Source organism: Bradyrhizobium sp. P3_C3, assembly GCF_056402655.1.
On record NZ_JBFUGY010000010.1, the window covers coordinates 86632 to 111995 of the forward strand.

26 protein-coding genes and 1 tRNA gene are annotated in these 25364 nt (G+C 64.0%); 15 read left to right on the plus strand and 12 right to left on the minus strand.

Annotated elements, in window-relative coordinates; translation table 11 throughout:
* Positions 1–16: 16 nt before the first annotated feature.
* The 3 genes from AC1DW2_RS13815 (at position 17) to AC1DW2_RS13825 (ending at position 3757) form a co-directional block, all read left to right on the plus strand.
* On the plus strand, positions 17–1147 hold the full coding sequence (locus AC1DW2_RS13815; RefSeq protein WP_477006335.1) for a DUF5938 domain-containing protein: 1131 nt from the start codon (positions 17–19) through the stop codon (positions 1145–1147).
* 56 nt (positions 1148–1203) lie between these two features.
* Positions 1204–2742, plus strand: coding sequence for an AMP-binding protein (locus AC1DW2_RS13820; RefSeq protein WP_477006336.1), 1539 nt, complete (start codon positions 1204–1206; stop codon positions 2740–2742).
* Positions 2743–2914: 172 nt separating this feature from the next.
* Entirely contained in the window at positions 2915–3757 is an 843-nt protein-coding gene (locus AC1DW2_RS13825; protein WP_477006337.1) for a DUF1194 domain-containing protein, read from the plus strand.
* A 177-nt stretch (positions 3758–3934) separates the two neighbouring features.
* Here the strand turns inward: AC1DW2_RS13825 and AC1DW2_RS13830 are convergent, their stop codons facing one another.
* From AC1DW2_RS13830 to AC1DW2_RS13870, 9 genes are all read right to left on the minus strand, one after another.
* The gene (locus tag AC1DW2_RS13830; protein WP_477006338.1) at positions 3935–4714 is read right to left on the minus strand and encodes a HEAT repeat domain-containing protein; all 780 of its coding nucleotides are present in this window, start codon (positions 4712–4714) and stop codon (positions 3935–3937) included.
* Between the two features lie 81 nt (positions 4715–4795).
* Entirely contained in the window at positions 4796–5068 is a 273-nt protein-coding gene (locus AC1DW2_RS13835) for a BQ00720 family protein (protein WP_011083553.1), read from the minus strand.
* 51 nt (positions 5069–5119) lie between these two features.
* Positions 5120–5545 carry an Hsp20 family protein gene (locus AC1DW2_RS13840; RefSeq protein ID WP_014438749.1) on the minus strand — a complete coding sequence of 142 codons (426 nt, stop codon included), beginning with the start codon at positions 5543–5545 and terminating at the stop codon, positions 5120–5122.
* A 308-nt stretch (positions 5546–5853) separates the two neighbouring features.
* A complete protein-coding gene (locus AC1DW2_RS13845; RefSeq protein WP_477006339.1) occupies positions 5854–6939 on the minus strand; it encodes a sn-glycerol-3-phosphate import ATP-binding protein UgpC in 1086 nt (361 codons plus the stop codon).
* A gap of 20 nt (positions 6940–6959) precedes the next feature.
* Positions 6960–7808 carry a sn-glycerol-3-phosphate ABC transporter permease UgpE gene (gene ugpE, locus AC1DW2_RS13850; RefSeq protein ID WP_063980180.1) on the minus strand — a complete coding sequence of 283 codons (849 nt, stop codon included), beginning with the start codon at positions 7806–7808 and terminating at the stop codon, positions 6960–6962.
* Positions 7808–8689: a sn-glycerol-3-phosphate ABC transporter permease UgpA gene (ugpA, locus tag AC1DW2_RS13855; RefSeq protein ID WP_063980179.1), complete on the minus strand. Its 882-nt coding sequence runs from the start codon at positions 8687–8689 to the stop codon at positions 7808–7810. The genes ugpE and ugpA overlap by 1 nt, the downstream gene beginning before the upstream one ends.
* A gap of 47 nt (positions 8690–8736) precedes the next feature.
* Positions 8737–10053, minus strand: a complete 1317-nt coding sequence (ugpB, locus tag AC1DW2_RS13860; protein ID WP_135214036.1) for a sn-glycerol-3-phosphate ABC transporter substrate-binding protein UgpB — start codon at positions 10051–10053, stop codon at positions 8737–8739.
* A gap of 220 nt (positions 10054–10273) precedes the next feature.
* The gene (locus AC1DW2_RS13865) at positions 10274–11476 is read right to left on the minus strand and encodes a CaiB/BaiF CoA transferase family protein (protein ID WP_477006340.1); all 1203 of its coding nucleotides are present in this window, start codon (positions 11474–11476) and stop codon (positions 10274–10276) included.
* Between the two features lie 184 nt (positions 11477–11660).
* Positions 11661–12086 carry an organic hydroperoxide resistance protein gene (locus AC1DW2_RS13870; protein WP_477006341.1) on the minus strand — a complete coding sequence of 142 codons (426 nt, stop codon included), beginning with the start codon at positions 12084–12086 and terminating at the stop codon, positions 11661–11663.
* A gap of 154 nt (positions 12087–12240) precedes the next feature.
* On the opposite strand from AC1DW2_RS13870, the gene AC1DW2_RS13875 reads away from it, so the two are divergent.
* A complete protein-coding gene (locus AC1DW2_RS13875) occupies positions 12241–12699 on the plus strand; it encodes a MarR family winged helix-turn-helix transcriptional regulator (RefSeq protein ID WP_014490915.1) in 459 nt (152 codons plus the stop codon).
* Positions 12700–12717: 18 nt separating this feature from the next.
* On the opposite strand, the gene AC1DW2_RS13880 is transcribed toward AC1DW2_RS13875, so the two are convergent.
* From AC1DW2_RS13880 to AC1DW2_RS13890, 3 genes are all read right to left on the minus strand, one after another.
* On the minus strand, positions 12718–12960 hold the full coding sequence (locus tag AC1DW2_RS13880) for a GIY-YIG nuclease family protein (RefSeq protein ID WP_477006342.1): 243 nt from the start codon (positions 12958–12960) through the stop codon (positions 12718–12720).
* 136 nt (positions 12961–13096) lie between these two features.
* A tRNA-Ala gene (locus AC1DW2_RS13885) sits at positions 13097–13172 on the minus strand.
* A gap of 96 nt (positions 13173–13268) precedes the next feature.
* A complete protein-coding gene (locus AC1DW2_RS13890; RefSeq protein WP_063980175.1) occupies positions 13269–13676 on the minus strand; it encodes a TIGR02300 family protein in 408 nt (135 codons plus the stop codon).
* Positions 13677–13846: 170 nt separating this feature from the next.
* Between AC1DW2_RS13890 and aroA the strand changes: the two genes are divergently transcribed.
* The 11 genes from aroA (at position 13847) to AC1DW2_RS13945 (ending at position 25287) form a co-directional block, all read left to right on the plus strand.
* Positions 13847–15184 (plus strand): 3-phosphoshikimate 1-carboxyvinyltransferase, encoded by a 1338-nt coding sequence (gene aroA, locus AC1DW2_RS13895; RefSeq protein WP_477006343.1) that lies wholly within the window; start codon positions 13847–13849, stop codon positions 15182–15184.
* The gene (gene cmk, locus AC1DW2_RS13900; protein WP_477006344.1) at positions 15181–15819 is read left to right on the plus strand and encodes a (d)CMP kinase; all 639 of its coding nucleotides are present in this window, start codon (positions 15181–15183) and stop codon (positions 15817–15819) included. Before aroA ends, cmk begins: the two co-directional genes overlap by 4 nt.
* 266 nt (positions 15820–16085) lie before the next feature.
* Positions 16086–17789, plus strand: coding sequence for a 30S ribosomal protein S1 (gene rpsA / locus AC1DW2_RS13905; protein WP_063980172.1), 1704 nt, complete (start codon positions 16086–16088; stop codon positions 17787–17789).
* A 397-nt stretch (positions 17790–18186) separates the two neighbouring features.
* The gene (gene sppA, locus AC1DW2_RS13910) at positions 18187–19167 is read left to right on the plus strand and encodes a signal peptide peptidase SppA (protein WP_028149797.1); all 981 of its coding nucleotides are present in this window, start codon (positions 18187–18189) and stop codon (positions 19165–19167) included.
* A 171-nt stretch (positions 19168–19338) separates the two neighbouring features.
* Positions 19339–19644, plus strand: a complete 306-nt coding sequence (locus AC1DW2_RS13915; RefSeq protein ID WP_007598410.1) for an integration host factor subunit beta — start codon at positions 19339–19341, stop codon at positions 19642–19644.
* A 71-nt stretch (positions 19645–19715) separates the two neighbouring features.
* Complete coding sequence (locus AC1DW2_RS13920) at positions 19716–20108, plus strand: lipopolysaccharide assembly protein LapA domain-containing protein (protein ID WP_477006345.1); 393 nt, start codon at positions 19716–19718, stop codon at positions 20106–20108.
* 66 nt (positions 20109–20174) lie between these two features.
* Positions 20175–20846, plus strand: a complete 672-nt coding sequence (locus tag AC1DW2_RS13925; protein ID WP_135214039.1) for a phosphoribosylanthranilate isomerase — start codon at positions 20175–20177, stop codon at positions 20844–20846.
* The gene (gene trpB, locus AC1DW2_RS13930) at positions 20843–22060 is read left to right on the plus strand and encodes a tryptophan synthase subunit beta (RefSeq protein ID WP_477006346.1); all 1218 of its coding nucleotides are present in this window, start codon (positions 20843–20845) and stop codon (positions 22058–22060) included. The genes AC1DW2_RS13925 and trpB overlap by 4 nt, the downstream gene beginning before the upstream one ends.
* Positions 22057–22893: a tryptophan synthase subunit alpha gene (trpA, locus tag AC1DW2_RS13935; protein ID WP_166063845.1), complete on the plus strand. Its 837-nt coding sequence runs from the start codon at positions 22057–22059 to the stop codon at positions 22891–22893. The genes trpB and trpA overlap by 4 nt, the downstream gene beginning before the upstream one ends.
* Positions 22894–23005: 112 nt before the next feature.
* A complete protein-coding gene (gene accD, locus AC1DW2_RS13940) occupies positions 23006–23947 on the plus strand; it encodes an acetyl-CoA carboxylase, carboxyltransferase subunit beta (protein WP_028149802.1) in 942 nt (313 codons plus the stop codon).
* On the plus strand, positions 23944–25287 hold the full coding sequence (locus AC1DW2_RS13945) for a bifunctional folylpolyglutamate synthase/dihydrofolate synthase (protein WP_477006347.1): 1344 nt from the start codon (positions 23944–23946) through the stop codon (positions 25285–25287). Before accD ends, AC1DW2_RS13945 begins: the two co-directional genes overlap by 4 nt.
* Positions 25288–25364: the final 77 nt, after the last annotated feature.

A 25364-nucleotide genomic window follows, 5' to 3' on the forward strand; every position in this document is an offset into this window, starting at 1 on the left:
ATTTCGGAGGAACGCAATGAGCGAGAAGAAGCCCGTCATCGTCTATGGCGCTTCCGGCTATACTGGCCGGCTGGTCTGTGAATACTTACGCGAATACAACATCCCCTTCATCGCCGCCGGCCGCAGCAATGAGAAGCTCAACGCCGCGATGAAGTCGAATGTAGCGGGCATCGAGACCGCCGACTACGAGGTGGTCAAGGTGCCGCACACCGTGGCTGCGCTGACTGAATTGTTCAAGGGCGCCTCGGTGGTGCTCAACACCGTGGGTCCCTTCGCCAAGTTCGGCGGCGAAGTGGTGCAGGCTTGCCTCGCTTCCAAGTGTCATTACACCGACACCACCGGTGAGCAGGACTGGCTGATCACGCTCGAGCAGGAGTGGGGCACGAAGTTCACCAATGCCGGGCTGCTGTTGGCGCCAGGCATCGCGCAGATGTACACCACCGGCGAGATCGCCGCGCAGCTGTGCCTGGAGACGCCCGGCCTCGACACGCTGGACATTGCCGTGTTCTGGGGTGGCAGCCCGACCATCGCATCGACGCAGACCATCCTGGTCAACGCCGCGATGGCCAAGGCCTACTACCTGGAGCAGAACAAATACGTCGAGCATCAGCCCGATGCCGGCCTCTACAACCTCGCCATCCCCGGCCAGCACGAGCTGGCGCTGGCGTTGCCCTGGGGAGGCACCTCGCACCCGGTGTGGTTCAAGCGCGATCCGCGCGTGGCCAACGTGAAGGTGCTGGGCGGCGTGTTCAATCGCGCGCTGATGCTGGGCGTGCCGCAGATCGTCGCGGCCGCGCTGGAGGCGACCAAGGATATGAATCCCGACGAGCGCTACGCCGCATTGGCGCAGACCGCCGCCGGTGTGATGAACACCATGCCGCCGCGCGAGAACCCGCGCGTCAACAAGTCCTTGGATTCGGTGCATGCCTCCGGCCCGTTGGGGCGCGCGCACTGCGTCATCAACGGCAACAGCAACTACAAGCAGACCGGCATGTTGCAGGCCTATGCCGCGGCGCACCTGCTGCAGCAGCCGCCCAAGCGCGTAGGCTTCGCCTCCGGCTGCCAGGCGTTCGGCCATCACGAGCTGCTCGGGCAATTGCGCAGCTTCGGGCTCGTCAGCAAGCCTGTTCTGACCGTGCACGATTGAGTCAATCGCGGGTGGCGCGGTCCTCCGCGTCACCCGCTCTGCTTCGGGTGTTGATCATGCGCTTCATCGATTACCTGGACAAAGGTGCCTCGCTCGGCGCCGACGCGCCGTGCCTCACCATGGATGGACGCGACCTCAGCTATCGCGAGGTGCAGCGGCTGAGCTACCGCGTCGCGCGCGGGCTCGCGCGATCGGGCATTGCTGCCGGCGAGAAGGTCGCAATCCTTTCCGGCAACGATCCGGTCGCGTTTGCCTGCGTGTTCGGCATTTCCCGCGCGGGCGCGGTCTGGTGCCCGATCAATCCGCGCAACGAGGCGGCCGAAAATCGGCTCATCCTCGAGCAATTCGACTGCAGCCTGCTGTTGTTTCATTCGAGCTTCGCGTCGATGGTCGAGGCGGTGCGTGCAGAGCTGCCAAAGCTGCGCGCCGTCGTCTGTCTCGATGCCGAGTTGTCCTTCGCGCCCTCGTTCGACAGCTGGCTCGCCGGCCTTTCAGACGACCACTATCAACGCGAGACGGTCGACGATCTCGCGATGATCCCGGGCACCGGCGGCACCACAGGCAAGCCGAAGGGGGTCATGCTGTCGGGCCGCAACATCGAGGCGATGACGGCACTGACGCTGATGGGCTATCCCTTCAAGGGCCGCCCGATCTACCTCGCGCTTGCGCCGCTGACCCACGCGGCCGGCGTGCTGTGTTTCCCGATCATGGCGCTTGGCGGCCGCATCGTGATCATGCATCACCCCGACATCGCCGAATTTCTCGATCTGATCGAGCGCTACCGTGTCACGCACACCTTCCTGCCGCCGACCGTGATCTACATGCTGCTCGATCATCCGAAGCTCGACTCCGCGAGGCTCGGGTCTCTGCAATGTTTCTGGTACGGCGCGGCGCCGATCTCGGCCGCGCGGCTTGCGGAAGCGCTCCAGCGTATCGGGCCGATGGCGCAGTTGTTCGGTCAGACCGAAGCGCCGATGATGATCTCGATGATGGCACCTAGCGAGCATTACAATGCCGACGGCACGATCGCGATGGAGCGTCTCGCCTCGGCCGGGCGGATCAGCCCGCTGGTGCAGGCCGGCATCATGGATGGCGACGGCAATTTGCTGCCGACCGGCGCCCGTGGCGAGATCGTGGTCCGCGGTTCGCTGGTGATGGAGGGCTATTACAAAAATCCCGAGGCGACGGCGGAAGCCTCCGCACATGGCTGGCACCACACCGGCGACATCGGCTGCGTCGACGCCGACGGCTACCTCTATATCGTCGATCGCGCCAAGGACATGATCATCACCGGCGGGTTCAACGTCTACTCGATCGAGGTCGAGAACGCGCTGCGGGCGCATGAGGCGGTGCAGGATTGCGCCGTGATTGGCCTTTCGGACGAGAAATGGGGTGAGCGGATCGTCGCCGTTGTGCAGCCCCGCGCCGGCCAAAGCGTCGATGCGACGGCGCTGGCGGCCTTCGTCAAGCAGCGGATCGGCAGCGTCAAGACACCGAAGCAGATCGAAGTCTGGAACGATCTGCCGCGCTCCAAGGTCGGCAAGGTGCTGAAGCCGGACATCCGCGCGCGGCTGGCGGAGCGTTCAGGCGGCTGAGGCGCATCTTATTGAAGGCCCATCGCTTCGAAGATGTCCGCGAGACGCGCTGACGCGGACATTCGCGCGGGCCTGGAACTCTCATCCGTGTCCGGGCAAGCAAAGGCATGTTTCCGCTTTTCGATGCGCGTTTTGGATGTCACCATGCTTTTGAACGGACGGGAGGGCCGCCATGCGCTGGTGTGTCTCGGTCGGGGCGGTGCTTGTTGCGGGGGCGATCGTCGGAGGTGACGTTGCCAGCATTGCCGCGCCGAGCCCGAAATCAGGGATAGCCGACGCCAGGCACAGCGCACTGTCCGTCAATGTCGAGCTCGTTATCGCCGTCGACGTCTCCTATTCGATGGATCTGGACGAACTCGCCATTCAGCGCGAGGGCTATGCACAGGCCATCGTCTCGAAAGACTTTCTTCAGGCGCTAAGGGCCCGTCCGGCCAGCAAGGTGGCTCTGACCTATTTCGAGTGGTCGATGTCGGGCGACGACAGGATCATCATTCCGTGGCGCGTGATCGACGGCCCGGAATCGGCGGACGCCGTGGCCGCCGAGATCATGAAAACGCCGATTCGCCGAGGTTCGAGCACCTCGATTTCCGGCGCGATCAATTTCGCAGTGCAGCTGTTCGAAGAGAATCCCTATCGCGGGTCGCGGCGCGTCATCGACATTTCCGGCGATGGGCCGAACAACGACGGAGCCCCCGTCACCGGCGCGCGCGACGCTGCCGTTGAGAAAGGCATCATCATCAACGGCCTGCCGATCATGGTGAAGGAGCCGTCCTATTTGACGACCGATATCGAGAATCTCGATCTCTATTACGAGGACTGCGTGATCGGAGGGCCGGGTGCCTTCATCATGACAATCAAGGATCGCGAAAAAATCCAGGAAGCGATCCGGACCAAGCTTGTTCTCGAAGTTGCGGGCCTCACGCCGGAGGGGAGGATCGTCCGAACCGCCGAGAAAGAGCCCCGGGTGTCCTGTCTGGTCGGCGAAGAAAAATGGCGGGAGCGCGGGCGACGGTGAGACACCGAAGCTGATCGAAGTCCGGGACGACCTGCCGCGCTCGAAGGTGGGCAAGGTGCTGAAGCCGGACATTCGCGCGCGGCTGGCAGGGCGGTCAGGCAGCTAATCAAGGGTGGCGGTGCGTCGGCAATACCCGAGCGGTGCAAGACGACATTTGGTCGATGTGGTCGCCTTCTCCTACTCGCTACCTTCTGAAGCCGGCTTCGCGCGGAGCGAATTGGCAAAATTGACGAGATACTGCCGCCCGTCGCGCTGAGCGAGATCGAGATATGACGGCAACAACGGCGAGTTAACCGCGGAAAGTGCCTCGAGCGCGGCCATCCGCTGATATTCATACTCCGTGCTCCACGCGCGAAGCGCCAGCGTCTCCGACCTTTTCGACCGCCTGCGCGCGAGAGCAAGAAGCGCTCGCCGGCTTACATACTCATCCGCGTCGTGAAAGAATTGCTCCAACAGCGGTTCGACTTCATCGGCGGCAAATTCGTCGCTCCCAAGCGCATCGGCGAGTTGCCACCGGGCATCTCGCTCCGGTGAATGCGGGGCTACCCTCGCCAAAGCCAGCAGATGAGCCGGCTTGGTCATCAACTCGCGCTTGAGTACCTCCACCTCATTGTCGCGAGCAAGGATGTAAAGCAGCAACTCGACGATAGGAGCGCTCCAATGCTGCGGAACGCCCGAATCCAGGAACGCGGCGAAGGCAGTCGTGATCGCGGGCCATTCTCCATAGTCGCATTCCCACTCGCCAGATCTCTGGTCAACAGGGTAGCGATCAGCCCAACGGCGAAATGCCAACACCACCTCAACGAATCGAGCCTGAGCACCTCCAATGTACGCGATTGGCTCGTCGGTCATGATGGTCTGGTCACGCTTCCATAGCCCGATCCGGCTGATCGAGTAGCCGGAGGATATCGGGCCATAGCACAAAGAAAGCGAGGCGTCCGCTTGGTGCCGCGTCATGGGATGGTCCATAAAAAATGCGCGGGCCGCCTTGAGGCATGCCCGCGCATTTGAATTCGCAGATGTCGCGCTAAGCGTGCGTCAGTGCACGCTCACGGCTTGCAGCTCGTTGCTCCAGGCGTTGGCGACCGCGGCTTCGCGGCTGTCGGTCAGCATGATCGGCGTGCCGTCGGCGGCGTGGAGCGCGAAGAGCTTGAGGCCCGGCGCGATCTTTGGCGCTTCGGGAAACAGGCCCGGCACATCCTCGGAGCGGATCTGCTTCACATAGGCGATATGACCTTCGCCGAGAGTTGCCAGCGTCTCGGGCGAGACGTTCTTGGCTTCGTATTCGAACGCAACGTGACCTTCACTCATGGTCTCGACTCCTTCACAGAAACTAAGCGGTCGAGTCCGCTACTCGTTCCATTATTCGTGCTCATTGATAGCGATTGTCTTAACGATCCTCTCCGGTTCAGGCCGGGCAAGATCGACCGACAGCAGCCCGTTCTTCAGATCCGCTCCCAGCACGAGCATCCCCTCCGCCAGCACGAAGGTGCGCTGGAAGTGGCGCGCGGCGATGCCGCGATGGATGTATTGCCGGGTCTTGTCGTCCTGCTGCCGCCCGCGAATCACGAGCTGGTTTTCCTCAATGGTTACATCGAGTTGGTCGCGGGTGAATCCGGCGACCGCCAGCGTGATCCGCAGCCGCTCGGGCTGGCCGTCCGACCGGTCGCACCTCTCGATATTGTAGGGAGGGTAGCCGTCAGCGCCTTTGACGACGCGATCAAGCACGCGCTCGATCTCGTCGAAGCCCAGAAGGAACGGACTGGAAAGCGTGGGAACACGAGACATAGTTTACAAAGTCCTCTCGAAGCGACTTTGGCATTTCAGGGCCCGGAAGCGGCGCCCCTTGGTCAGCAATATGGTCATAACCCCTTGGGGGTTCAAGGACGTAGCGGGGGCCTGTGGATTGCCCATTTTCGCGCCTGACCCCGCCCGCGGTCGCGCGGAAGCGCCCAATTCGTCACCGGGAACGCAAATGCTCAGGCAAGCCCGGGCATGACGAATCGGCCGACGATTTATCTCAATGAAATCAAACCCCCGGCTACTGTGCATGGGGTTGTTTTTCGCGTTTTTGATCGGCCGGCCCTCGGAACCGGTCAGGCCTCGATCCGCGTCCGCCCGTCGCCGCTGAAAAGGTGCAGCTTCGGCCGTACCGCGGCGACGCGGATCCTCTCACCGATGGCTGGGGCCTCGGTTCCGGGAATGCGGACGATGACCTCGCCGGGCGGCAGCTCGCCGGGGGTGGCGGCGACGCGCTGCTCGTCCTGGGCCCGCGTGCCGTAGACGAAAGTCTCGGCGCCGACGCGCTCGATCGCTTCCACGGTCAGCGGCAGTGCGACACCGCCGGCCGGGGTCTGGTCGGTGATCACGAAGTCTTCAGGGCGGATGCCGAGGATGCCGGCATCGGTTGCGCCGCCGCCGAGCTGCGATTTGATCTCATCGGCGCGCGTCGACATCAAATTCATCGGCGGTGCCCCGATGAAGGAGGCGACGAAGGTCGTCGCCGGCTTCTCGTAGATCGCGAGCGGATTGCCGACCTGCTCGACCTGGCCGCCATTCATGACCACGAGAATATCGGCGAGCGTCATCGCCTCGAGCTGGTCGTGGGTGACGTAGATCGACGTCGTGTTGAGCCGGCGCTGCAATTTGCGGATCTCGACGCGCATCGCGATGCGCAGCTTTGCGTCGAGGTTCGACAGCGGCTCGTCGAACAGAAACACTTTCGGCTGGCGCACGATGGCGCGGCCCATGGCGACACGCTGGCGCTGGCCGCCGGAGAGCTGGCGCGGCTTGCGCTCCAGCATTGGCGTGAGCTCGAGCACGCGTGCGGCCTCGTCGACGCGGGTCTTGACCTCGGCCTCCTTCATGCCGCGGTTGCGCAGGCCGTAGGCCATGTTGTTGAAGACGCTCATATGCGGATAGAGCGCGTAGTTCTGGAACACCATCGCGATGTCGCGATCGGCGGGCTCGATCTGGTTGACCACGCGGCCGCCGATGTCGATCTCGCCGCCGGTGACGGTCTCGAGACCTGCGACCATGCGCAGCAATGTGGATTTGCCACAGCCGGAGGGACCGACCAGCACGCAGAACTGACCGTCGCCGACATCGACGTTGACGCCCTTGATGGCCTCGAAGCCGCCGGGATAGGTCTTGCGGACGTTGCGCAGGGTGACGTTAGCCATGAAAACTCATTTCCAAAAACCTACTTCTCGGTCTCGACCAGGCCGCGCACGAACAATTTCTGCATGGCGACGACGACGAACACCGGCGGCAGCATGGCGAGCACGGCGGTGGCCATCACGATCGGCCATTCGGTCAGCGCGTCGGTGGTGGTGATCATCTTGCGGATGCCGACCTGGATGGTCTGCATGTCGTCACGCGTGGTGATCAGCAGCGGCCAGAGATATTGATTCCAGCCGAGGATGAAGAGGATCACGAACAGCGCCGCCATGTTGGTGCGCGACAGCGGCAGCAGCGTGTCCCAGAAGAAGCGCAAGGGGCCGGCGCCGTCGATGCGCGAGGCCTCCAGCAGCTCGTCCGGCACGGTCATGAAGAACTGGCGGAACAGCAGCGTCGCGGTGGCCGACGCGATCAGCGGCAGCGCGAGGCCCGCATAGCTGTCGAGCATGTGCAAATCGGCGACGATCTTGTAGGTCGGATAGATGCGCACCTCGACCGGCAGCATCAACGTGATGAAGATGATCCAGAAGATCGCCATCCGGAACGGAAAGCGGAAATACACGATCGCATAGGCCGAGATGATCGAGATCGCGATCTTGCCGATCGCGATTGCCAGCGCCATCACCAGCGAGTTCAGCATCATGTTGCCGACGGGCTCGCGGGTCGAGCCGCTCGTGCCGACGAAGATGGTCTTGTAGTAGACCTCGAAGAAATGGCCGCCCGGCAGCAGCGACATCTGCCCGTTCGCGATCAGGGCGTTGTCCTGGGTCGAGGCGACGATCGCGATGTAGACCGGGAATGCGACGATCGCGATCCCGATCCAGAGAATCGCGTGGGCGACGTAGCGCCGAAAGCCCTCTTCTTCGACCATCAGTAGGTCACCTTGCGTTCGACGAAGCGGAACTGGATTCCCGTCAGCACGATCACCATGACCATCAGGATCACCGATTGCGCTGCCGAGCTGCCGAGATTGCCGCCGAGCAGGCCGTCGGAATAGACCTTGTAGACCAGCGTGACCGTCGATGTGCCGGGACCGCCGCGGGTCATGGTGTCGATGATGCCGAAGGTGTCGAAGAAGGCGTAGACGATGTTGACGACCAGCAGGAAGAAGATCGTGGGCGACAGCAGCGGGAAGGTCACGGTCCAGAACCGCCGCATCGGACGGGCGCCGTCGATCGCGGCGGCCTCGAACACGCTTCGGGGGATCGCTTGCAGGCCGGCGAGGAAGAACAGGAAATTATAGGAGATCTGCTTCCACGCCGCGGCGAGGATGATCAGCCCAGCCGCCTGGTTGCCGTCGAGCAGCGGATTCCAGTCGACGCCCAGGTTGCGCAGATAGCGCGACAGCACGCCGAGCGAGGGATGCAGCATGAAGATCCAGAGCACGCCGACGACGGGTGGCGCCACCGCATAGGGCCAGATCAGCAGCGTGCGGTAGAGCATTGAGCCGCGCAGCGGCTTGTCCGCCATCACGGCGAGCAAGAGCGCGAAGGACAGCGACGAGACGGCGATGGCGAACGAAAAGACGAACGTACGGACAACCGCCTCGAAATAGGCCGGGTCCTTGAACAGGTCCTGATAATTCTCGAACCAGACGAAGCTTGTCGACAGACCGAAGGCGTCCTGGAGCAGGAAGGATTGGATCACCGCCTGCGCGGCCGGCCAGTAGAAAAAAATCAAGACGATCGCGAGCTGGGGCGCAACCAGCGCGTAGGGCAATAGTTTTGCTTGGAAAATGGCTTGCTTTTGCATGATGTCAGGTGAGCGGCAGGCCGGCTTGCGGCCTGCCGCTCATCGCCTCACTTGACGGCGGTTTTTTCGAACTGCCGCAGCATCGTGTTGCCGCGCTCGACGGCGGCGTCGAGCGCCTGCTTGGCGGTTTTCTTGCCGGCCAGCGCCTGCTCGATCTCTTCCGACCAGACGTCACGCAGCTGAACCATGTTGCCCAGGCGCAGACCGCGCGAATTGTCGGTCGGCTCCTTGTTGGTCAGCTCGATCAGCGGGGTCTCGAGATAGGGCTGATCCTTGTAGAAGCCTTCTTCCTTCGCCTTGGCGTAGGCCGCCTTGGTGATCGGCAGATAGCCCGAGGCCTTGTGGATGTAGACCTGGCGATCGGTGTCCGAGAGGAAGGTCAGGAACTTCGCCACGCCCTTGTATTCGTCGGCCGACTTGCCGCCCATCACCCAGAGCGAAGCGCCGCCGATGATCGAGTTCTGCGGAGCGCCCTTGACGTCCGGATAGTATGGCATCGGCACGGCGGTGAAGTTGAACTTGGCCTGCGCCTTGACGTTGCCGAAGAACGCCGACGAGGTCAGGTAGATCGGGCATTCGCCGGAGGTGAAGCGGCCTTCGCCGGTGTTGGTGCGGCCGGCATAGTCGTAAGTCTTGGTCTTCTGCAGCTCGACCAGGGTTTCGAGATGCTTGACCTGAAGCGGGCCGTTGAACTCCAGCACGGTGTCGAAGCCGTCGAGGCCGTTGGCCTTGCTGGCGAGCGGCACGTTGTGCCAGGCGGAGAGCTGCTCAAGATTGACCCAGGTGACCCAGGAGCCCGAGAAGCCGCAGGTGTCATGACCCGCAGCCTTCAGCTTCTTGGCGGCCTCGAACGTTTCCGGCCAGGTCTTGGGGATCTCGACATTCGCCTTCTTGAGCTCGTCGAGGTTGACCCACATGACGGTCGACGACGAGTTGAACGGGAACGACAGCATCTCGCCCTTCGAGGTCGAGTAGTAGCCGGTGATGGCGGGCAGGTAGATCTTGGGGTCGAACTTCTCGCCGGCCTCGGCCATCAGCTTGTAGACGGGTTTTACGGCGCCGGTCGCGGCCATCATGGTCGCGGTGCCGACTTCGAACACCTGCATGATGTGCGGGGCGTTGCCGGCGCGGAACGCCGCGATGCCGGCGTTCATCGTATCGGGATAGTTGCCCTTGTAGGTCGGGATCACCTTGTAGTCGGTCTGCGAGGCGTTGAAGTCGGTGGCGAGCTTGACGATGACGTCGTTGTTGGCGCCGGTCATCGCGTGCCACCACTGGATTTCGGTCACGGCCAAGGCCGGCGATGCGCCCATGCCGATCGTGATCGCAACTGCGGCAGCCGCCCCAAAGTGTCGAAGAGCCATCAAGTAAACCTCCCTTGGCCGTCAAAAAGAAGCGCTTGCGCTAGCAGCGCCATATGACGTTCACATGACTGTGTAAGCGGGAGAAACGAAAGCAGCAAGCGCGGCCAAAAGGGAAGCCGTCAAATAGGCGAATGCCGAGCGCGCAGCTTCCTCCGTTCGCGGTGCACATGCGTGCCCGCGCCGCAGTGCGGCATTTGCTCGGGTGAGGCGGCGAGGGCGTTTAGCGCTTGCGCTCGGGGCCGCAGACCGTGCCCTTTTCGACCATCGCGTCGATCTCCGATTTGGAGTAGCCGAACTCGCCCAGCACCTCCTGGGAGTGCTGGCTGAATTTCGGCGGCAGGCGGCGCAGGCTCGGCTTGCTGCGATCGAGCCGGATCGGCGAGGCCACGCCCTTGTACCAGTCCTTCTCGATGACATCGCCGCGGGCGATCGTGTGCGGGTTGGTCAAGGCCTGGTCGATCTTCTGCACGGGACCTGCGGGCAGGCCGGCGGCGAGCAGACGATTGCACAGCGGCTCGGCCTCGTGCTGGCTGAACACGGCGGCGAGCTCGGCCCGCAGCGCCTCGCGATTGGCGATGCGGTCCTTGTTGCGGGCAAAGCGCGGATCGGTGCCGAGCTCGGGCTTGCCGATTTCCTTGGCGAGCTTGCGGAAGGTGCCGTCATTGCCGACGCCGATGAAGATATCGTCGGTCCTGGTCGGGAAGATCGCGTAAGGCACGAGGTTGGGATGCTCGTTGCCGGTGAGCGACGGCGGCTTGCCGTGCATGAAATAATTCGCGGTGTGCGGATGCATGATGGCAAGGCCGGTCTCGTACAGCGTCGTCTCCAGGAACTGGCCCTGGCCCGAGCGCTGCCGCTCCGACAGCGCCATCAGGATGCCGATCGCCGCATAAAGGCCGGTGGTGATGTCGACCAGCGGCACGCCGATCCGCATCGGTCCGCTCTCGGGCGAACCGGTCGCCGCGATCATGCCGGTCATCGCCTGGATGATGGCGTCATAGCCGGGATTGCCGCCGCGCGGACCGTCGGCGCCGAAGCCGCAGATCCGGCAATGCACCAGGCGCGGGAATTTCTTGCTGAGCACATCGTTGCCGATGCCCCATTTCTCCAGCGTGCCCGGCTTGAAATTCTCGATCAGGACGTCGGCGGTCTCGAGCATCTTCAGCAGCACGACACGGCCGCCCTCGGAGGCGAGGTCGAGGCCGATCGAGCGCTTGTTTCGGTTGATGCCGATGAAATAGGCCGCGTCTTCGTCGTGGAACGGAGGGCCCCAGTCGCGCACCTCGTCGCCGGCGGGCGGCTCGACCTTGATCACGTCGGCGCCGTGGTCGGCGAGGATCTGGGTGCAGTAGGGACCGCCGAGCACGCGCGTGAGATCGATGACGCGCAGTCCGCTCATTGCGCCCAAAACGGCTTCAGTCATGCCTTCGCTTCCCCTGTGTCGATCATTGATCACAGGCCTAGCGAGGTTTTTTTGCGCCAGCAATGGCTTGGTGCGTAGGGGCGTATGCGGTGCCGCCGTGCAATCCCGCGGCGTGGCAAAACAACAAAACTAGAGGAAGCGGCCGGCCCGAGGGGGATCTCGGGCCAGCCAATCCGCCGTTTGATCAGACGACCGTCAGGCGAACGTCGACATTGCCGCGCGTGGCATTGGAGTAGGGGCACACCTGGTGGGCCTTCTCGATCAGCGCCTCGGCTTCCGCGCGGGCGAGGCCCGGCAGCGAGACAGCCAGATCGATGTCGAGACCGAAGCCGCCGGCCGCGCGCGGGCCGATGCCGACGGTGGAGGTGACCGAGGCGTCAGCCGGAACCTTCGGGCCGCCCTGCGAGGCCACGAACTTCATCGCGCCGATGAAGCAGGCGGCATAGCCGGCCGCAAACAGCTGCTCGGGATTGTTGCCGGCGCCGCCGCCGCCGCCGAGTTCCTTCGGCGTGGTGAGCTTGACGTCGAGCGCGCCGTCGAGGGTCGCGGCATGGCCATCGCGGCCGCCGGTGGCCTTTGCGCTGGTCTTGTACAGGACGTTTACCGACATTTTCGTCTCCTCAGGTGTTCGGGTTGGGGTGGAACCTACATCGCAAACAATTAGATTGTGCGCAATTGAAATTTGCATGCCTCACATTTAATTGTTCGCAATTGAATGTACGGCCGCCCGATCCCAGAATGGAGGAAACCGCGTGAGATTCTCGATGCCCCGGAAATTATCGGCGCTGGACCCGCAGCGCCTCGACAATCAGATCTGCTTCGCGGTCTATTCGGCCGCGCATGCCTTCAACCGGGTCTACAAGCCGCTGCTGGACCGGCTCGGCCTGACCTACCCGCAATATCTGGTGATGCTGGTGCTGTGGGAGCGCGACGACGTGCCGGTCAAGGACATCGGCGAAAAGCTGTTCCTGGATTCGGGCACGCTGACGCCGCTGCTCAAGCGCCTCGAGGCCGCCCACCTCGTCAAGCGCACGCGCTCGCGCGAGGACGAACGTCAGGTGCTGATCGCGCTGACCCCGCAGGGCCATGCCTTGAAGGAAAAAGCGCGCGCCGTGCCGCAGTCGATCCTGGCGGCGTCGGACTGCTCGGTGTCGGAGCTGGTCGCGATGAAGGACGAGATCGTGGCGCTGCGGGATCGGTTGAATGCGGTGATCGGGGAGTAGGGGGGAGTTCGCTGGAAACTAGGACAGCCGCTTCTTCGTGAAGGCGCGGCCGGAGTGGGACTTCAGGTACTTCTCAAATTCGAGCGCTTTGTACTTGTCGGGGAACGCGCAGTACCAGATCAGCTTCCACGGTCTGAACTTGGCGGTATGGGTGGATCTGCCCGCATTATGCTCCGGAACCCGGCGCTTCAAATCCTCCGTGGCCCCAACGTATTCCTCCTCGGGAAATTCGACGCTGCGGAGGAGGTAGACGTACCACATTGACGGAGATCGCCTGGGGTAGTCGTTAGGTGGGGGTCTCATCAGTCCGTCTTCGCCCTATGGGCTTCGCCGGACACCACGCTTCGCCCTTCGAGCTCCGCGCGGCTGCGCCACGCGTAGCCCGAAGGGCGAAGCGTGGTGGAGCCAGGCGGGATCGAACCGCCGACCTCTTGCATGCCATGCAAGCGCTCTCCCAGCTGAGCTATGGCCCCTTAGTCTTCCAGTTGGGAGGATCCTGGTGGATCACTCCCGACCGCCGAGCCTGGTGACTCGCGCGGTGCACCCTTTTTCACAGATCAGGGCTGATCTCAAGTCTCTTCATCACCTCCGACATCACCAATGATGTCCGTGACGTCCTCATCGCCCTCCTCGTCGTCGGCGATAAAGGTCGAATCATCGTCGTCATCGTCCTCGATGGTCTCGTCGACCTCGATGTCGTCCTCGGATTCGGGCACCGCGGCCTTGACCTTGCCGGTGTTTTCCTCGGCGTCGGCCTCCTCGAGCGAGACCTCTTCGACTTCTGCCGGCTCCGGCGTGGTGTCGGCAGCCGGCGTGTGGCGAGGTTCGGCGCCGCGAGTCGCGCGGGCCGGCGCCACAGGCGCGATCGGGACGACTTCGCCGGTATAGGGCGAGATCACCGGATTCTTGTTGAGGTCATAGAACTTCTTGCCCGTGGTCGGGCAAATACGTTTGGTTCCGAGTTCGGACTTGGCCACGGCAGGAATCCTGGGAATGTCTGAAAAGCGGTGTTTCACTTGGCTAGTTGGCGGCCCGCTGTCAATAGCGCATTACGGGAGAAAGACATGCCCGTGACGGCGGGCAGACCTTGTGGTACCTGCCCCGCGAGCCCCGCAGGGATGTTTCGGGCCTATCCAAGGACACAAACTTGACTGATTCCGACAAGCCGACGCCGCTTCAGTCGCGCGCAAGCGGTCCCCTGACCGGGAAAGTACGGGTCCCCGGGGACAAGTCGATCTCCCACCGTGCCCTCATCCTGGGCGCGCTTGCGGTCGGAGAGACCCGGATTTCGGGCCTGCTCGAGGGCGAGGACGTCCTCAACACCGCCAAATCCATGCAGGCGCTGGGCGCCAGGGTCGAGCGCACCGGCGATTTCGCCTGGAAGGTGAATGGCGTCGGCGTCGCCGGCTTCGCCGAGCCCAGGGCGCCGCTTGATTTCGGCAACTCCGGTACCGGCTGCCGGCTCGTCATGGGCGCCGTCGCCGGCTGCCCGATTTCGGCGATTTTCGACGGCGATGCCTCGCTGCGCAGCCGCCCCATGCGCCGGATCCTCGACCCGCTCGAGAAGATGGGCGCCAAAGTGGTGTCCGGCGGCGAGGGCGGCCGTCTGCCGCTGACCGTCCAGGGCGCGCGCGATCCGCTGCCGATCACCTACAAGACCCCGGTCGCCTCTGCCCAGATCAAATCCGCCGTGCTGCTGGCGGGCCTGGCCGCGCCCGGCACCACGACGGTGATCGAGACCGAGGCCAGCCGCGACCATACCGAGCTGATGCTGAAGCACTTTGGCGCCGACATCACTTCCGCGCAGGAGGGTCAGCACGGCCGCCGCATCACGCTGGTGGGTCAGCCCGAGCTGCACGGCGCCACCGTCGTGGTGCCCGCCGATCCCTCCTCTGCCGCCTTCCCAATCGTTGCCGCGCTGATCGTCGAAGGTTCTGATGTCGTCCTGTCCGACGTGATGACCAATCCGCTGCGCACGGGCCTGTTCACCACGCTGCGTGAAATGGGTGCCTCGATCGAGGAAAGCGAAGTCCGTGGTGACGCCGGCGAGCCCATGGCGCAGCTGCGCGTGCGCGCGTCGAAACTGCGCGGCGTCGAGGTGCCGCCGGAGCGCGCGCCCTCGATGATCGACGAATATCTCGTGCTGGCGGTGGCGGCTTCCTTCGCCGAGGGCACGACCATCATGCGCGGCCTCCAGGAGCTGCGCGTCAAGGAATCCGATCGGCTTGAGGCCACCGCCGACATGCTCCGCGTCAACGGCGTCAAGGTCGACGTCTCCGGCGACGATCTGATTGTCGAGGGCCGCGGCCATGTTCCCGGAGGCGGCACTGTCGCCACGCACATGGATCATCGCATCGCGATGTCCGCGCTGGTGATGGGCTGCGCCTCCGACCAGCCCGTAACCGTCGACGACACCGCCTTCATCGCCACCAGTTTTCCGGACTTCATCCCGATGATGCGTTCGCTTGGGGCCGAGTTTTCATGATCATCGCCATCGACGGGCCCGCGGCCTCGGGCAAGGGGACGCTCGGCAAGCGGCTCGCCCATCATTACGGCTATCGTCATCTCGATACCGGCGTCATTTATCGCGCGGTGGCCTATGCCGTAATGGAATCCGGTCATGATCTCCGGGACGAGGCGGCTGCGGTGCAGGCTGCGCTGGAGCTTGATCCCGAAAAGTTCGGCAATCCCGCCCTGAAGACCCAGGAGGCCGGCGAGGGCGCCTCGATCGTCTCGGCGATCCMCAGGGTTCGCGAGGTCCTGCTCAATTTCCAGCGGCAATTCGCCGCCGATCCGCCCGGCGCCGTGCTCGACGGCCGGGACATTGGAACCGTGATCTGCCCCCATGCCGACGTGAAGATCTTCGTCGTGGCCGACCCCAGGGTCCGCGCCCACCGCCGGACCATGGAGGCCAAGGCGAGGGGCGAGGAGGCGGACGAGGCGGCGGTGCTCGCTGACATCATCCGGCGCGACGAGCGCGACAAGAACCGGCCGATTGCGCCCTTGAAACCGGCCCCGGATGCTTACTTGCTAGATAACTCCCAACTGGATATAGAAGGCGGCGTCCGGGCCGCCATCGACATTATCGAGGCCGTCCGAGCGGGCCGGTCGCGGGGTTAAGCCGCCGCCGTCATTGGAGGAAGCGCCCGCTCCCGCTCTTTGAGGTCGATAACCCCGGTCCCCTGTTTGGGCCCGGCGCGATCCAGGCTCCGGACCAAGATTTCCACGTATCGAACGCGCGGGCCTCAGCCGGCCCGCCTCCGCTGTTCCGCCTCCATGCCGGAGCAACGAGCGGTCGCTCGAAGGTCTTGCGGACCTTCCGACACTGCGTGTGCGATGCGCCCATGAACCCAACGGCCGGCACGACATCCGCAACTGGAGAACAAATGGCTTCGATTTCTGCTGATACCTATAGCCCGTCGCGCGACGATTTCGCCGCGATGCTCGACGAGTCCTTCGCAGGTGGCAACCTGCAGGAGAGCTCCGTCGTCAAGGGCAAGGTGGTTGCAATTGAAAAAGACATGGCCGTCATCGACGTCGGCCTGAAGACCGAGGGCCGCGTTGCCCTGCGCGAATTTTCCGGCCCCGGCCGTGAGAGCGAGATCAAGGTCGGCGACGAGGTCGAAGTGTTCCTCGATCGCATCGAGAACGCCCTCGGCGAAGCCGTGTTGTCGCGCGACAAGGCGCGCCGCGAAGAGAGCTGGGGCAAGCTCGAGAAGGCCTTCCAGAACAACGAGAAGGTCAACGGCGTCATCTTCAACCAGGTCAAGGGCGGCTTCACCGTCGACCTCGACGGTGCCGTGGCCTTCCTGCCGCGCTCGCAGGTCGACATCCGTCCGATCCGCGACGTTGCGCCGCTGATGAACAACTCGCAGCCGTTCCAGATTCTCAAGATGGATCGCCGCCGCGGCAACATCGTCGTCTCCCGCCGCACGGTGCTGGAAGAGACCCGCGCCGAGCAGCGTCAGGAGTTGGTGCAGAACCTCGAAGAGGGTCAGGTCATCGACGGCGTGGTCAAGAACATCACCGATTACGGTGCGTTCGTTGATCTCGGCGGTATCGACGGTCTGCTGCACGTCACCGACATCGCGTGGCGCCGCGTCAACCACCCGACCGAGGTGCTCTCGATCGGCCAGACCGTGAAGGTCAAGATCATCAAGATCAACCACGAGACGCACCGCATCTCGCTGGGCATGAAGCAGCTGCTGGACGATCCGTGGCAGGGCATCGAAGCCAAGTACCCGCTGGGTGCCCGCTTCACCGGCCGCGTCACCAACATCACCGACTACGGTGCGTTCGTCGAGCTCGAGCCGGGCATCGAAGGCCTGATCCACGTCTCCGAGATGTCGTGGACCAAGAAGAACATGCACCCCGGCAAGATCGTTTCGACCTCGCAGGAAGTCGAAGTGCAGGTGCTGGAAGTCGATTCCGTCAAGCGCCGCATCTCGCTCGGCCTCAAGCAGACCATGCGCAACCCGTGGGAGGTCTTCGTCGAAGGTCACCCGACCGGTTCGGTGGTCGAGGGCGAAGTCAAGAACAAGACCGAGTTCGGTCTGTTCCTGGGCCTCGAGGGCGACGTCGACGGCATGGTCCATCTCTCCGACCTCGACTGGAAGCTTCCGGGCGAGCAGGTGATCGACAACTACAAGAAGGGCGACGTGGTGAAAGCCGTGGTGCTCGATGTGGACGTCGAGAAGGAGCGCATCTCGCTCGGCATCAAGCAGCTCGAAGGCGACCCCTTCGCCGAGCCGGGCGATGTCAAGAAGGGCGCGGTCGTGACCTGCGAAGTGCTCGAAGTGAAGGAAAGCGGCATCGAGGTGAAGATCACCGGTACCGACTTCTCGACCTTCATCAAGCGTTCAGAGCTCGCCCGTGACCGCAACGACCAGCGCGCCGAGCGCTTCGCCGTCGGCGAGAAGGTCGATGCCCGCGTGATCCAGTTCGACAAGAAGGCCCGCAAGGTCCAGGTGTCGATCAAGGCGCTCGAAGTCGCCGAAGAGAAGGAAGCCATCGCGCAGTACGGCTCCTCCGATTCGGGGGCGACGCTCGGTGACATTCTCGGCACCGCGCTCAAGAACCGCGACAAATAAGCGAAACGCCTGTTTCGCAACCATCAAAGCCCCGGCGCGAGCCGGGGCTTTTTTGTTGAGGCAGCATACTCAACTGTCGTCCCGGGGCGCGCGACTTGTCCGCCGTAGCTCGAAGAGCGAAGGCGGAAGCGCGAGCCCGGGACCCATAACCACAGGATCGAGTTTGGCGAAGACTCGTGGTTGCCAACTCGCGCGACAACTTCTCCCTGGGGGTATGGGTCCCCGCGCCCGTGCGCAATTGCGCACTAGGCGGGGATGACATCTGAGTGCTTGGCTACCATCCGGGCTACACCAGCCTTGTTTTCTTCAAATTACGCCGCAATTGATGTATCCAGATAAGCCAATGGTCACGCTGTGACGGCACAACGCGCCCAGCCTTTCATTTGGAGATATTCCGATGTCGCTCGATTCGGACATCATCGTCGATCGCCGCAGGATTCGTCGTAAGCTGACGTTCTGGCGCGTGATGGCTGCGCTGATCGCGATCGCGGCGATTGCGGGCTTCGCGCTGATCGCAACACCTGGTGCGCGCGGCACGTTCGCATCCGCCGGCTCGATCGCGCGGGTCCAGATCGATGGCCTGATCCGCAGCGACTCCGATCGCACCCAGGCGCTGGAGCGACTGGAGAACTCGCAGGCCGCCGCCGTCATCATTCACATCAACTCGCCCGGTGGCACCACCGCCGGTTCCGAGCAGCTTTACGATTCGCTTGTGAGGCTGAAGGCGAAGAAGCCGCTCGTCGTCGTGGTCGAAGGCCTCGCCGCGTCCGGCGGTTACATCACCGCGATTGCGAGCGACCACATCATTGCCCAGCAGAGCTCGCTGGTCGGTTCGATCGGCGTGCTGTTCCAGTTTCCCAACGTCACGGAGCTGCTGAAGACCGTCGGTGTGAAGGTCGAGGAGGTGAAATCCTCGCCGCTGAAGGCCGCGCCGAACGGTTTTGAGCCGACCAGCCCCGAGGCACGCGCCGCGCTCGATGCGCTGGTGAAGGATTCCTATGCCTGGTTCAAGGGATTGGTGAAGGAGCGGCGTGGCATGGATGACACGCAGCTCGAAAAAGTCGCCGATGGCCGCGTTTTCACCGGACGCCAGGCGATCGATCTCAAGCTGATCGATCAGCTCGGCGACGAGAAGACCGCCGTGACCTGGCTGGTCGAGCAGAAGGGCGTCAAGAAGGGCCTCACCGTCCGCGATTACAAGCTGCAGCCCCGCTTTGGCGATCTGCCGTTCCTCAAGACGGCGGCTGTCGTCACGCTGGAAGCGCTTGGTTTAGGCTCGATTGCGCATCAGATCGGGCAAACCGGCGTCGCGCAGGCCGTCGATCGGCTTGGAATGGATGGAATGCTGGCCCTGTGGCAGCCGGCTGCGTCAAATTGATGGAACCGGGCGAGCTTCAGAGGCTTTTCCCGTCTGGCGGGTAGCGGGGCAGCCCGCTTTTTCGGCATTTGTCACGCAAATTCCCGACGCCCAACCTTCATTTAGCGTCTTGACAGATCACAGTATTTTCACGGAAATGGTCATCCGCACGCTTCCGGGTCCTATCTCTCGATGATCAAATCCGAACTTGTTCAGCGTATCGCCGAGCACAACCCGCATCTGTACCAGCGGGATGTCGAGAACATTGTGAATGCGATTCTCGAAGAGATCGTAGCGGCTCTCGCGCGCGGTGATCGCGTCGAGTTGCGCGGCTTCGGTGCCTTCTCGGTCAAGCATCGCCCTGCGCGCGCAGGGCGTAATCCGCGCACCGGCGCCCATGTGCCCGTCGATCAGAAGAGCGTTCCGTTCTTCAAGACCGGCAAGGAAATGCGCGAACGGCTGAACCGCGACCATCCGGATCCAGGCGCGCCAGACTGAGACCGGCGTCAGGGTTTTCCGCGGTCGCGAGAGAAGCGGCCGGAAGCTTGATTCAAGGCGAGCGAAGCGAGATGCGAAAGTTCCTGACCGCGCTGATCGTGATTCCGTTGGGCCTGATCCTGGTGACCTTTGCCGTCGCCAACCGGCATTTCGTCACGGTCTCTTTCGATCCCTTCATTACGAACGACCCGTCATTCTCGGTGACGTTGCCGCTGTTCCTGCTCCTCATCCTGGTGGCGGCCCTCGGGGTCCTCGCGGGCGGCTGCGCTGTCTGGTTCGGCCAGCGGCGCTGGCGCCGCGCGGCGCGCCGGAATGATGCGGAGGCACGGRCTGCCAGGACCGAATTGGCCGATCTGCGGGCCCAGGCGGCCGCAGCGAAGCCCCAGCCCCAGCGCCTCCCCGTTCCCTTCGGGGTTGGCCTTTACGGGCGCATCGGGCGAGACAAGCAGCGCGCGACGTTGTAGAAGCGGCCGCAACCGAAAACCCGGTTTTCCGGCCGCAGACCCGCGGCCTTCACCTGCTTTGAGACCATGTCCCTGCTCGTCAAAATCTGCGGCCTGTCCACGCGCGAGACGCTCGAAACAGCGCTCGACGCCGGCGCCGACATGGTGGGGTTCGTGTTCTTTCCGCCGTCGCCGCGGCACGTCTCTCTGGAGCTTGGCCGCGACCTCGGCCGCCAGGTGAAGCGGCGCGCGCTCAAGGTCGCGCTCACGGTCGATGCCGATGACGCCACGCTCGACAACATCATGGACGCGCTGTCGCCGGATATCCTTCAGCTCCACGGCAAGGAGAGCGTCGCGCGCCTGCGCGACATCAAGCAGCGGTTCGGCCGTCCGGTGATGAAAGCGGTGCCGGTCGCAACCGCCGCCGATCTCGCCGTGCTGCCTGGCTACGCAGAGGTTGCCGATCGCATCCTGTTCGACGCGCGGGCGCCAAAGGACGCGACACGTCCCGGCGGCCTCGGCGCCGCCTTCGATTGGCATCTGCTCGAAAACCTGGAACTCAAGCTGCCGTATATGGTCTCGGGCGGACTTGATGCCCACAACGTCGCCGAGGCCCTTCGGGTCACGCGCGCCGGCGGCGTCGACGTTTCCTCCGGTGTCGAGAGCGCCTCCGGCGTCAAGGATCCCGAGATGATCAAGGCCTTCATTCGCGCCGCGCGCGCCACCCAAGATGCAAGTCAAGAGTTGAGCGTTCGATGAACATCGCCAAACCAAATTCCTGCCGCAGCGGTCCCGACGAGCGCGGGCACTTCGGCATTTTCGGCGGCCGCTTCGTCGCCGAAACCCTGATGCCGCTGATCCTCGACCTGGAGAAGGCCTACACAGCGGCCAAGGCCGATCCGGCCTTCCAGGCCGAGATGAACGGCTACCTCAAGAACTATGTCGGCCGGCCCTCGCCGCTCTATTTCGCCGAGCGCCTTACCGAGCATCTCGGCGGCGCCAAGATTTACCTCAAGCGCGAAGAGCTCAACCACACCGGTTCGCACAAGGTGAACAACGTGCTCGGCCAGATCATGCTGGCACGGCGCATGGGCAAGAAGCGCATCATCGCCGAGACCGGCGCCGGCCAGCACGGCGTTGCTACCGCGACGCTGTGCGCGCGCTTCGGCCTCGAATGCGTGGTCTATATGGGCGCGGTCGACGTCGAGCGGCAGCAGCCTAACGTCATCCGCATGGAGATGCTGGGCGCAACCGTGGTCCCCGTGCAGTCAGGCACGCGCACGCTGAAGGACGCCATGAACGAGGCGCTGCGCGACTGGGTCACCAACGTGCACAACACCTTCTACTGTATCGGCACGGTGGCGGGCCCGCACCCCTATCCGACGCTGGTGCGCGACTTCCAGTCCATCATCGGCAACGAGACCAAGACGCAGATGCAGGAGGTCGAGGGACGCCTGCCGGATTCGCTGGTCGCCTGCATCGGCGGCGGCTCGAACGCGATGGGCCTGTTTCATCCGTTCCTCGACGATCCCTCCGTCGAAATCTTTGGCGTCGAAGCGGCCGGCCATGGGCTCACGCAACTGCATGCGGCCTCGATCGCGGGCGGCCGTCCCGGCGTGCTGCACGGCAACCGCACTTATCTCTTGATGGATGCAGACGGCCAGATCCAGGACGCGCATTCGATCTCCGCCGGCCTCGACTATCCGGGCATCGGCCCCGAGCATTCCTGGCTGCACGAGATCGGCCGCGTCAACTATCTCTCCGCGACCGATGACGAGGCGCTCGCAGCATTCCAGTTGCTGTCGCGGCTGGAAGGCATCATCCCCGCGCTCGAGCCCGCGCATGCCATCGCCAAGGTGATGGAGCTCGCGCCGAAGCGGCCGAGAGATCACCTGATGGTCGTCAATCTCTCCGGCCGCGGCGACAAGGACGTCCCGCAGGTCGGCGACATCCTGAGGGGCAAGAGCAAGTGACCACGCGTATCGACACCCGTTTCGCCGAGCTGAAGAAAGCGGGCCGCTCGGCCTTCGTCACCTATGTGATGGCCGGCGATCCCGATCTCGCGACGTCGCTCGATATCGTCAAGGCGCTGCCCAAGGCAGGCGCCGACGTCATCGAACTCGGCATTCCCTTCACCGATCCGATGGCCGATGGTCCCTCGATTCAGGCTGCAGGTCTGCGCGCGCTCAAGAACGGCATGACCTTGAAGAAGACGCTGGAACTGGTGCGCGACTTCCGCAAGGACGACAACGTCACGCCGCTGGTGCTGATGGGCTATTACAATCCGATCTACATTTACGGCGTCGACAAGTTTTTGGCCGATGCCAAGACGGCCGGCGTTGACGGCCTGATCATCGTCGATTTACCGCCGGAGGAAGACGACGAGCTCTGCATTCCCGCGCTGAAGGCGGGTCTGAACTTCATTCGCCTCGCGACCCCGACCACGGACGACAAGCGCCTGCCCGCGGTACTCGCGAACACATCAGGCTTTGTCTACTACGTCTCAATCGCCGGCATTACCGGTGCCGCGGCGGCGGACGCGAATGCCGTCGGTGAAGCTGTCGCGCGCATCAAGCGGCATACCAAGCTGCCGATCTGCGTTGGTTTTGGCATCCGCACGCCAGAGGCGGCGCGCGCCATTGCCGAGAAGGCCGATGGTTCGGTGGTCGGCACGGCACTGGTCGATGCACTCAAGAACAGCCTCGATGCCGAGGGTCGCGCGACCGCCAAAACTGTTAACGCCGTGGCCGAGCTGACGGCGGCCCTGGCCCAGGGTGTCAAGGGCGCGAAAGCTGCGGCCGAATAGGCCATAATTCCGCTTCTGGGGCGGGCGAACACGGCGGCTTGCCGGGCAGAGGCCCGGCCGCCATATATCCTTCAGGCGGCCCTTCCGCGGGGCTCGCACATCGGAGCAAACCATGAACTGGCTTACCAATGTGGTCCGGCCGAAGATCCGCAACATGCTGCGGCGGGAGACGCCGGAGAATCTGTGGATCAAGTGCCCGGATTCCGGACAGCTCGTGTTCTACAAGGACGTCGAGGCCAACCAGTTCGTCATCCCCGGCTCGAACTACCACATGCGCATGGGCGCGGTGGCGCGTCTGAAGTCGATCTTCGACAACGAGACCTGGTACGATGTCGCGCTGCCCGACGTCACGCCCGATCCGCTCAAGTTCCGTGACGAGAAGAAATACGTCGACCGCATCAAGGATGCCCGCGCGCGCACCAATCTGAACGATGCGATCAAGGTCGGCTATGGCAAGCTCGAAGGCGCCGCCGTCGTCGTCGCCGTGCAGGATTTCGATTTCATGGGCGGCTCGCTCGGCATGGCCGCGGGCGAAGCGATCGTGCGCGGGCTGGAGCTCGCGGTCGAGAAGAAGTCGCCGTTCATCGTGTTCGCCGCGTCCGGCGGCGCGCGCATGCAGGAAGGCATCCTGTCGCTGATGCAGATGCCGCGCACCACGGTCGCGGTGCAGATGCTGCGCGAAGCGAAACAGCCCTACATCGTCGTGCTGACCAACCCGACCACCGGCGGCGTCACCGCGTCCTACGCGATGCTGGGCGATGTCCAGATCGCCGAGCCCGGCGCGCTGATCGGCTTCGCCGGCGCGCGCGTGATCGAGCAGACCATTCGCGAGAAATTGCCGGAAGGCTTCCAGCGCGCCGAATATCTGAAGGATCACGGCATGGTCGACATGGTCGTGCATCGTCACGAACTGCGCCCGACCCTGGCGCGGCTGTGCCGCCTGCTGACCAAGGCGCCGGCGCAGGAAGGCGCATCGAAATCGGTGCAGCCGGTGGTCAGTCCGGCGCAGATCGTTTCGGCCGCCGAGACGGCGCCGGCCGCGCCGCACGCGTGAACGCGTCCTCTGACAGCGCAAAGCCGCCGCTCGGTGAATTGATCGGGCGGCTCTCGGCCCTGCATCAGAAGCGCATCGATCTTGGGCTGGAGCGGATGCACCGCCTGCTCGAGCGGCTCGGCCACCCCGAACGCAAGCTGCCGCCGGTGATCCACATCGCCGGCACCAACGGCAAGGGCTCGACGCTCGCTTATCTGCGCGCGACGCTGGAGGCCGCCGGCCTGCGTGTTCACGCCTACACCTCGCCCTATCTGGTCCGCATCAACGAATGTTTTCGCCTGGGCCGCGTCGGCGGTGGCGCGCTGGTCGGCGACGATGAGTTGCGCGCGGCGCTGGAAGAGGTCGAGCGCGTCAATGCCGGCGAAGCCGCGACCGTGTTCGAGCTGAAGACCGCCGCGGCGTTTCATCTGTTCGCGCAGAACCCGGCCGATGTCGTGCTGCTCGAAGTCGGCCTCGGCGGCCGGCTCGATTCGACCAATGTGGTCGATACGCCGGCGGCGTGCGTGATCACACCGATCAGCATGGATCATATGGATTTCCTCGGCGACACGCTGACCTCGATCGCGGGCGAGAAGGCGGCGATCATCAAGCGCGGCGTGCCCGTGATTTGCGCCGAGCAGACGGGCGAGGCGATGGCCGTGCTCGAGGCGCAGGCCAAGCGCATGCGCGCGCCGCTGTTCGCCGCGGGCGAGAGCTGGCACGTCAGTGTCGAGCACGGGCGTCTGGTCTATTCCGACGATCGCGGCCTGATGGATCTGGCGGCGCCGCGCCTGTTCGGCCGTCACCAGTTCGACAATGCGGGCCTTGCGATCGCGACGCTACGCGCGATTCCGGCTTTCAAGGTCAACCAGGCGGCGTTCGAGGCGGGCATCGTCGGCGCCGAATGGCCGGCGCGGATGCAGCGCATCACCTCGGGCGAGCTGCTCGCGCTCGGACCGCAGGGCTCGGAGATCTGGCTCGACGGCGGCCACAACGCCGAAGGCGGGCGCGTCGCGGCGGCCGCTCTCGGCGATCTCGAAGAGCGGGTGTCGCGGCCGCTGGTCGTGATCGCGGGCATGATGGCCAACAAGGACGCGCAAGGTTTTCTCGCCAATTTCGCCGGCCTGACCCGTCACATCATCGCGGTGCCGATCCCCGACACCGAAAATGCAATGCCGGTCGACCGCCTCGCGGATGCCGCGCGCAGCCTCGGCATGCGCGTCGAGACCGCGCCCGGGATCGAAGCCGCGCTGCGCGGCTTGGCGAAGCTCGCCTACGAGGTGCCGCCGCGCATCCTGATCACCGGCTCGCTTTATCTTGCCGGCCACGTGCTCGGCATCAACGGCACGCCTCCTGCATAAGGTTGCGTAGCCCGGATGGAGCGAAGCGCAATCCGGGAATCGCGCCACAAGCAATGACGGCCCCGGATTACGCTTCG

What these genes read in the sequence shown, in the direction of transcription:
- AC1DW2_RS13875 (WP_014490915.1), top strand. Translation starts at nt 12,241, where the DNA reads ATGCCCCGGAAATTATCGGCGCTGGACCCGCAGCGCCTCGACAATCAG.
- AC1DW2_RS13830 (WP_477006338.1), bottom strand. Translation starts at nt 4,714, where the DNA reads ATGACGCGGCACCAAGCGGACGCCTCGCTTTCTTTGTGCTATGGCCCG.
- AC1DW2_RS13835 (WP_011083553.1), bottom strand. Translation starts at nt 5,068, where the DNA reads ATGAGTGAAGGTCACGTTGCGTTCGAATACGAAGCCAAGAACGTCTCG.
- accD (WP_028149802.1), top strand. Translation starts at nt 23,006, where the DNA reads ATGAACTGGCTTACCAATGTGGTCCGGCCGAAGATCCGCAACATGCTG.
- trpB (WP_477006346.1), top strand. Translation starts at nt 20,843, where the DNA reads ATGAACATCGCCAAACCAAATTCCTGCCGCAGCGGTCCCGACGAGCGC.
- AC1DW2_RS13870 (WP_477006341.1), bottom strand. Translation starts at nt 12,086, where the DNA reads ATGTCGGTAAACGTCCTGTACAAGACCAGCGCAAAGGCCACCGGCGGC.
- AC1DW2_RS13815 (WP_477006335.1), top strand. Translation starts at nt 17, where the DNA reads ATGAGCGAGAAGAAGCCCGTCATCGTCTATGGCGCTTCCGGCTATACT.
- ugpB (WP_135214036.1), bottom strand. Translation starts at nt 10,053, where the DNA reads ATGGCTCTTCGACACTTTGGGGCGGCTGCCGCAGTTGCGATCACGATC.
- AC1DW2_RS13840 (WP_014438749.1), bottom strand. Translation starts at nt 5,545, where the DNA reads ATGTCTCGTGTTCCCACGCTTTCCAGTCCGTTCCTTCTGGGCTTCGAC.
- AC1DW2_RS13880 (WP_477006342.1), bottom strand. Translation starts at nt 12,960, where the DNA reads ATGTGGTACGTCTACCTCCTCCGCAGCGTCGAATTTCCCGAGGAGGAA.
- AC1DW2_RS13925 (WP_135214039.1), top strand. Translation starts at nt 20,175, where the DNA reads ATGTCCCTGCTCGTCAAAATCTGCGGCCTGTCCACGCGCGAGACGCTC.
- AC1DW2_RS13915 (WP_007598410.1), top strand. Translation starts at nt 19,339, where the DNA reads ATGATCAAATCCGAACTTGTTCAGCGTATCGCCGAGCACAACCCGCAT.
- AC1DW2_RS13865 (WP_477006340.1), bottom strand. Translation starts at nt 11,476, where the DNA reads ATGACTGAAGCCGTTTTGGGCGCAATGAGCGGACTGCGCGTCATCGAT.
- AC1DW2_RS13825 (WP_477006337.1), top strand. Translation starts at nt 2,915, where the DNA reads ATGCGCTGGTGTGTCTCGGTCGGGGCGGTGCTTGTTGCGGGGGCGATC.
- sppA (WP_028149797.1), top strand. Translation starts at nt 18,187, where the DNA reads ATGTCGCTCGATTCGGACATCATCGTCGATCGCCGCAGGATTCGTCGT.
- ugpA (WP_063980179.1), bottom strand. Translation starts at nt 8,689, where the DNA reads ATGCAAAAGCAAGCCATTTTCCAAGCAAAACTATTGCCCTACGCGCTG.
- rpsA (WP_063980172.1), top strand. Translation starts at nt 16,086, where the DNA reads ATGGCTTCGATTTCTGCTGATACCTATAGCCCGTCGCGCGACGATTTC.
- AC1DW2_RS13845 (WP_477006339.1), bottom strand. Translation starts at nt 6,939, where the DNA reads ATGGCTAACGTCACCCTGCGCAACGTCCGCAAGACCTATCCCGGCGGC.
- ugpE (WP_063980180.1), bottom strand. Translation starts at nt 7,808, where the DNA reads ATGGTCGAAGAAGAGGGCTTTCGGCGCTACGTCGCCCACGCGATTCTC.
- AC1DW2_RS13820 (WP_477006336.1), top strand. Translation starts at nt 1,204, where the DNA reads ATGCGCTTCATCGATTACCTGGACAAAGGTGCCTCGCTCGGCGCCGAC.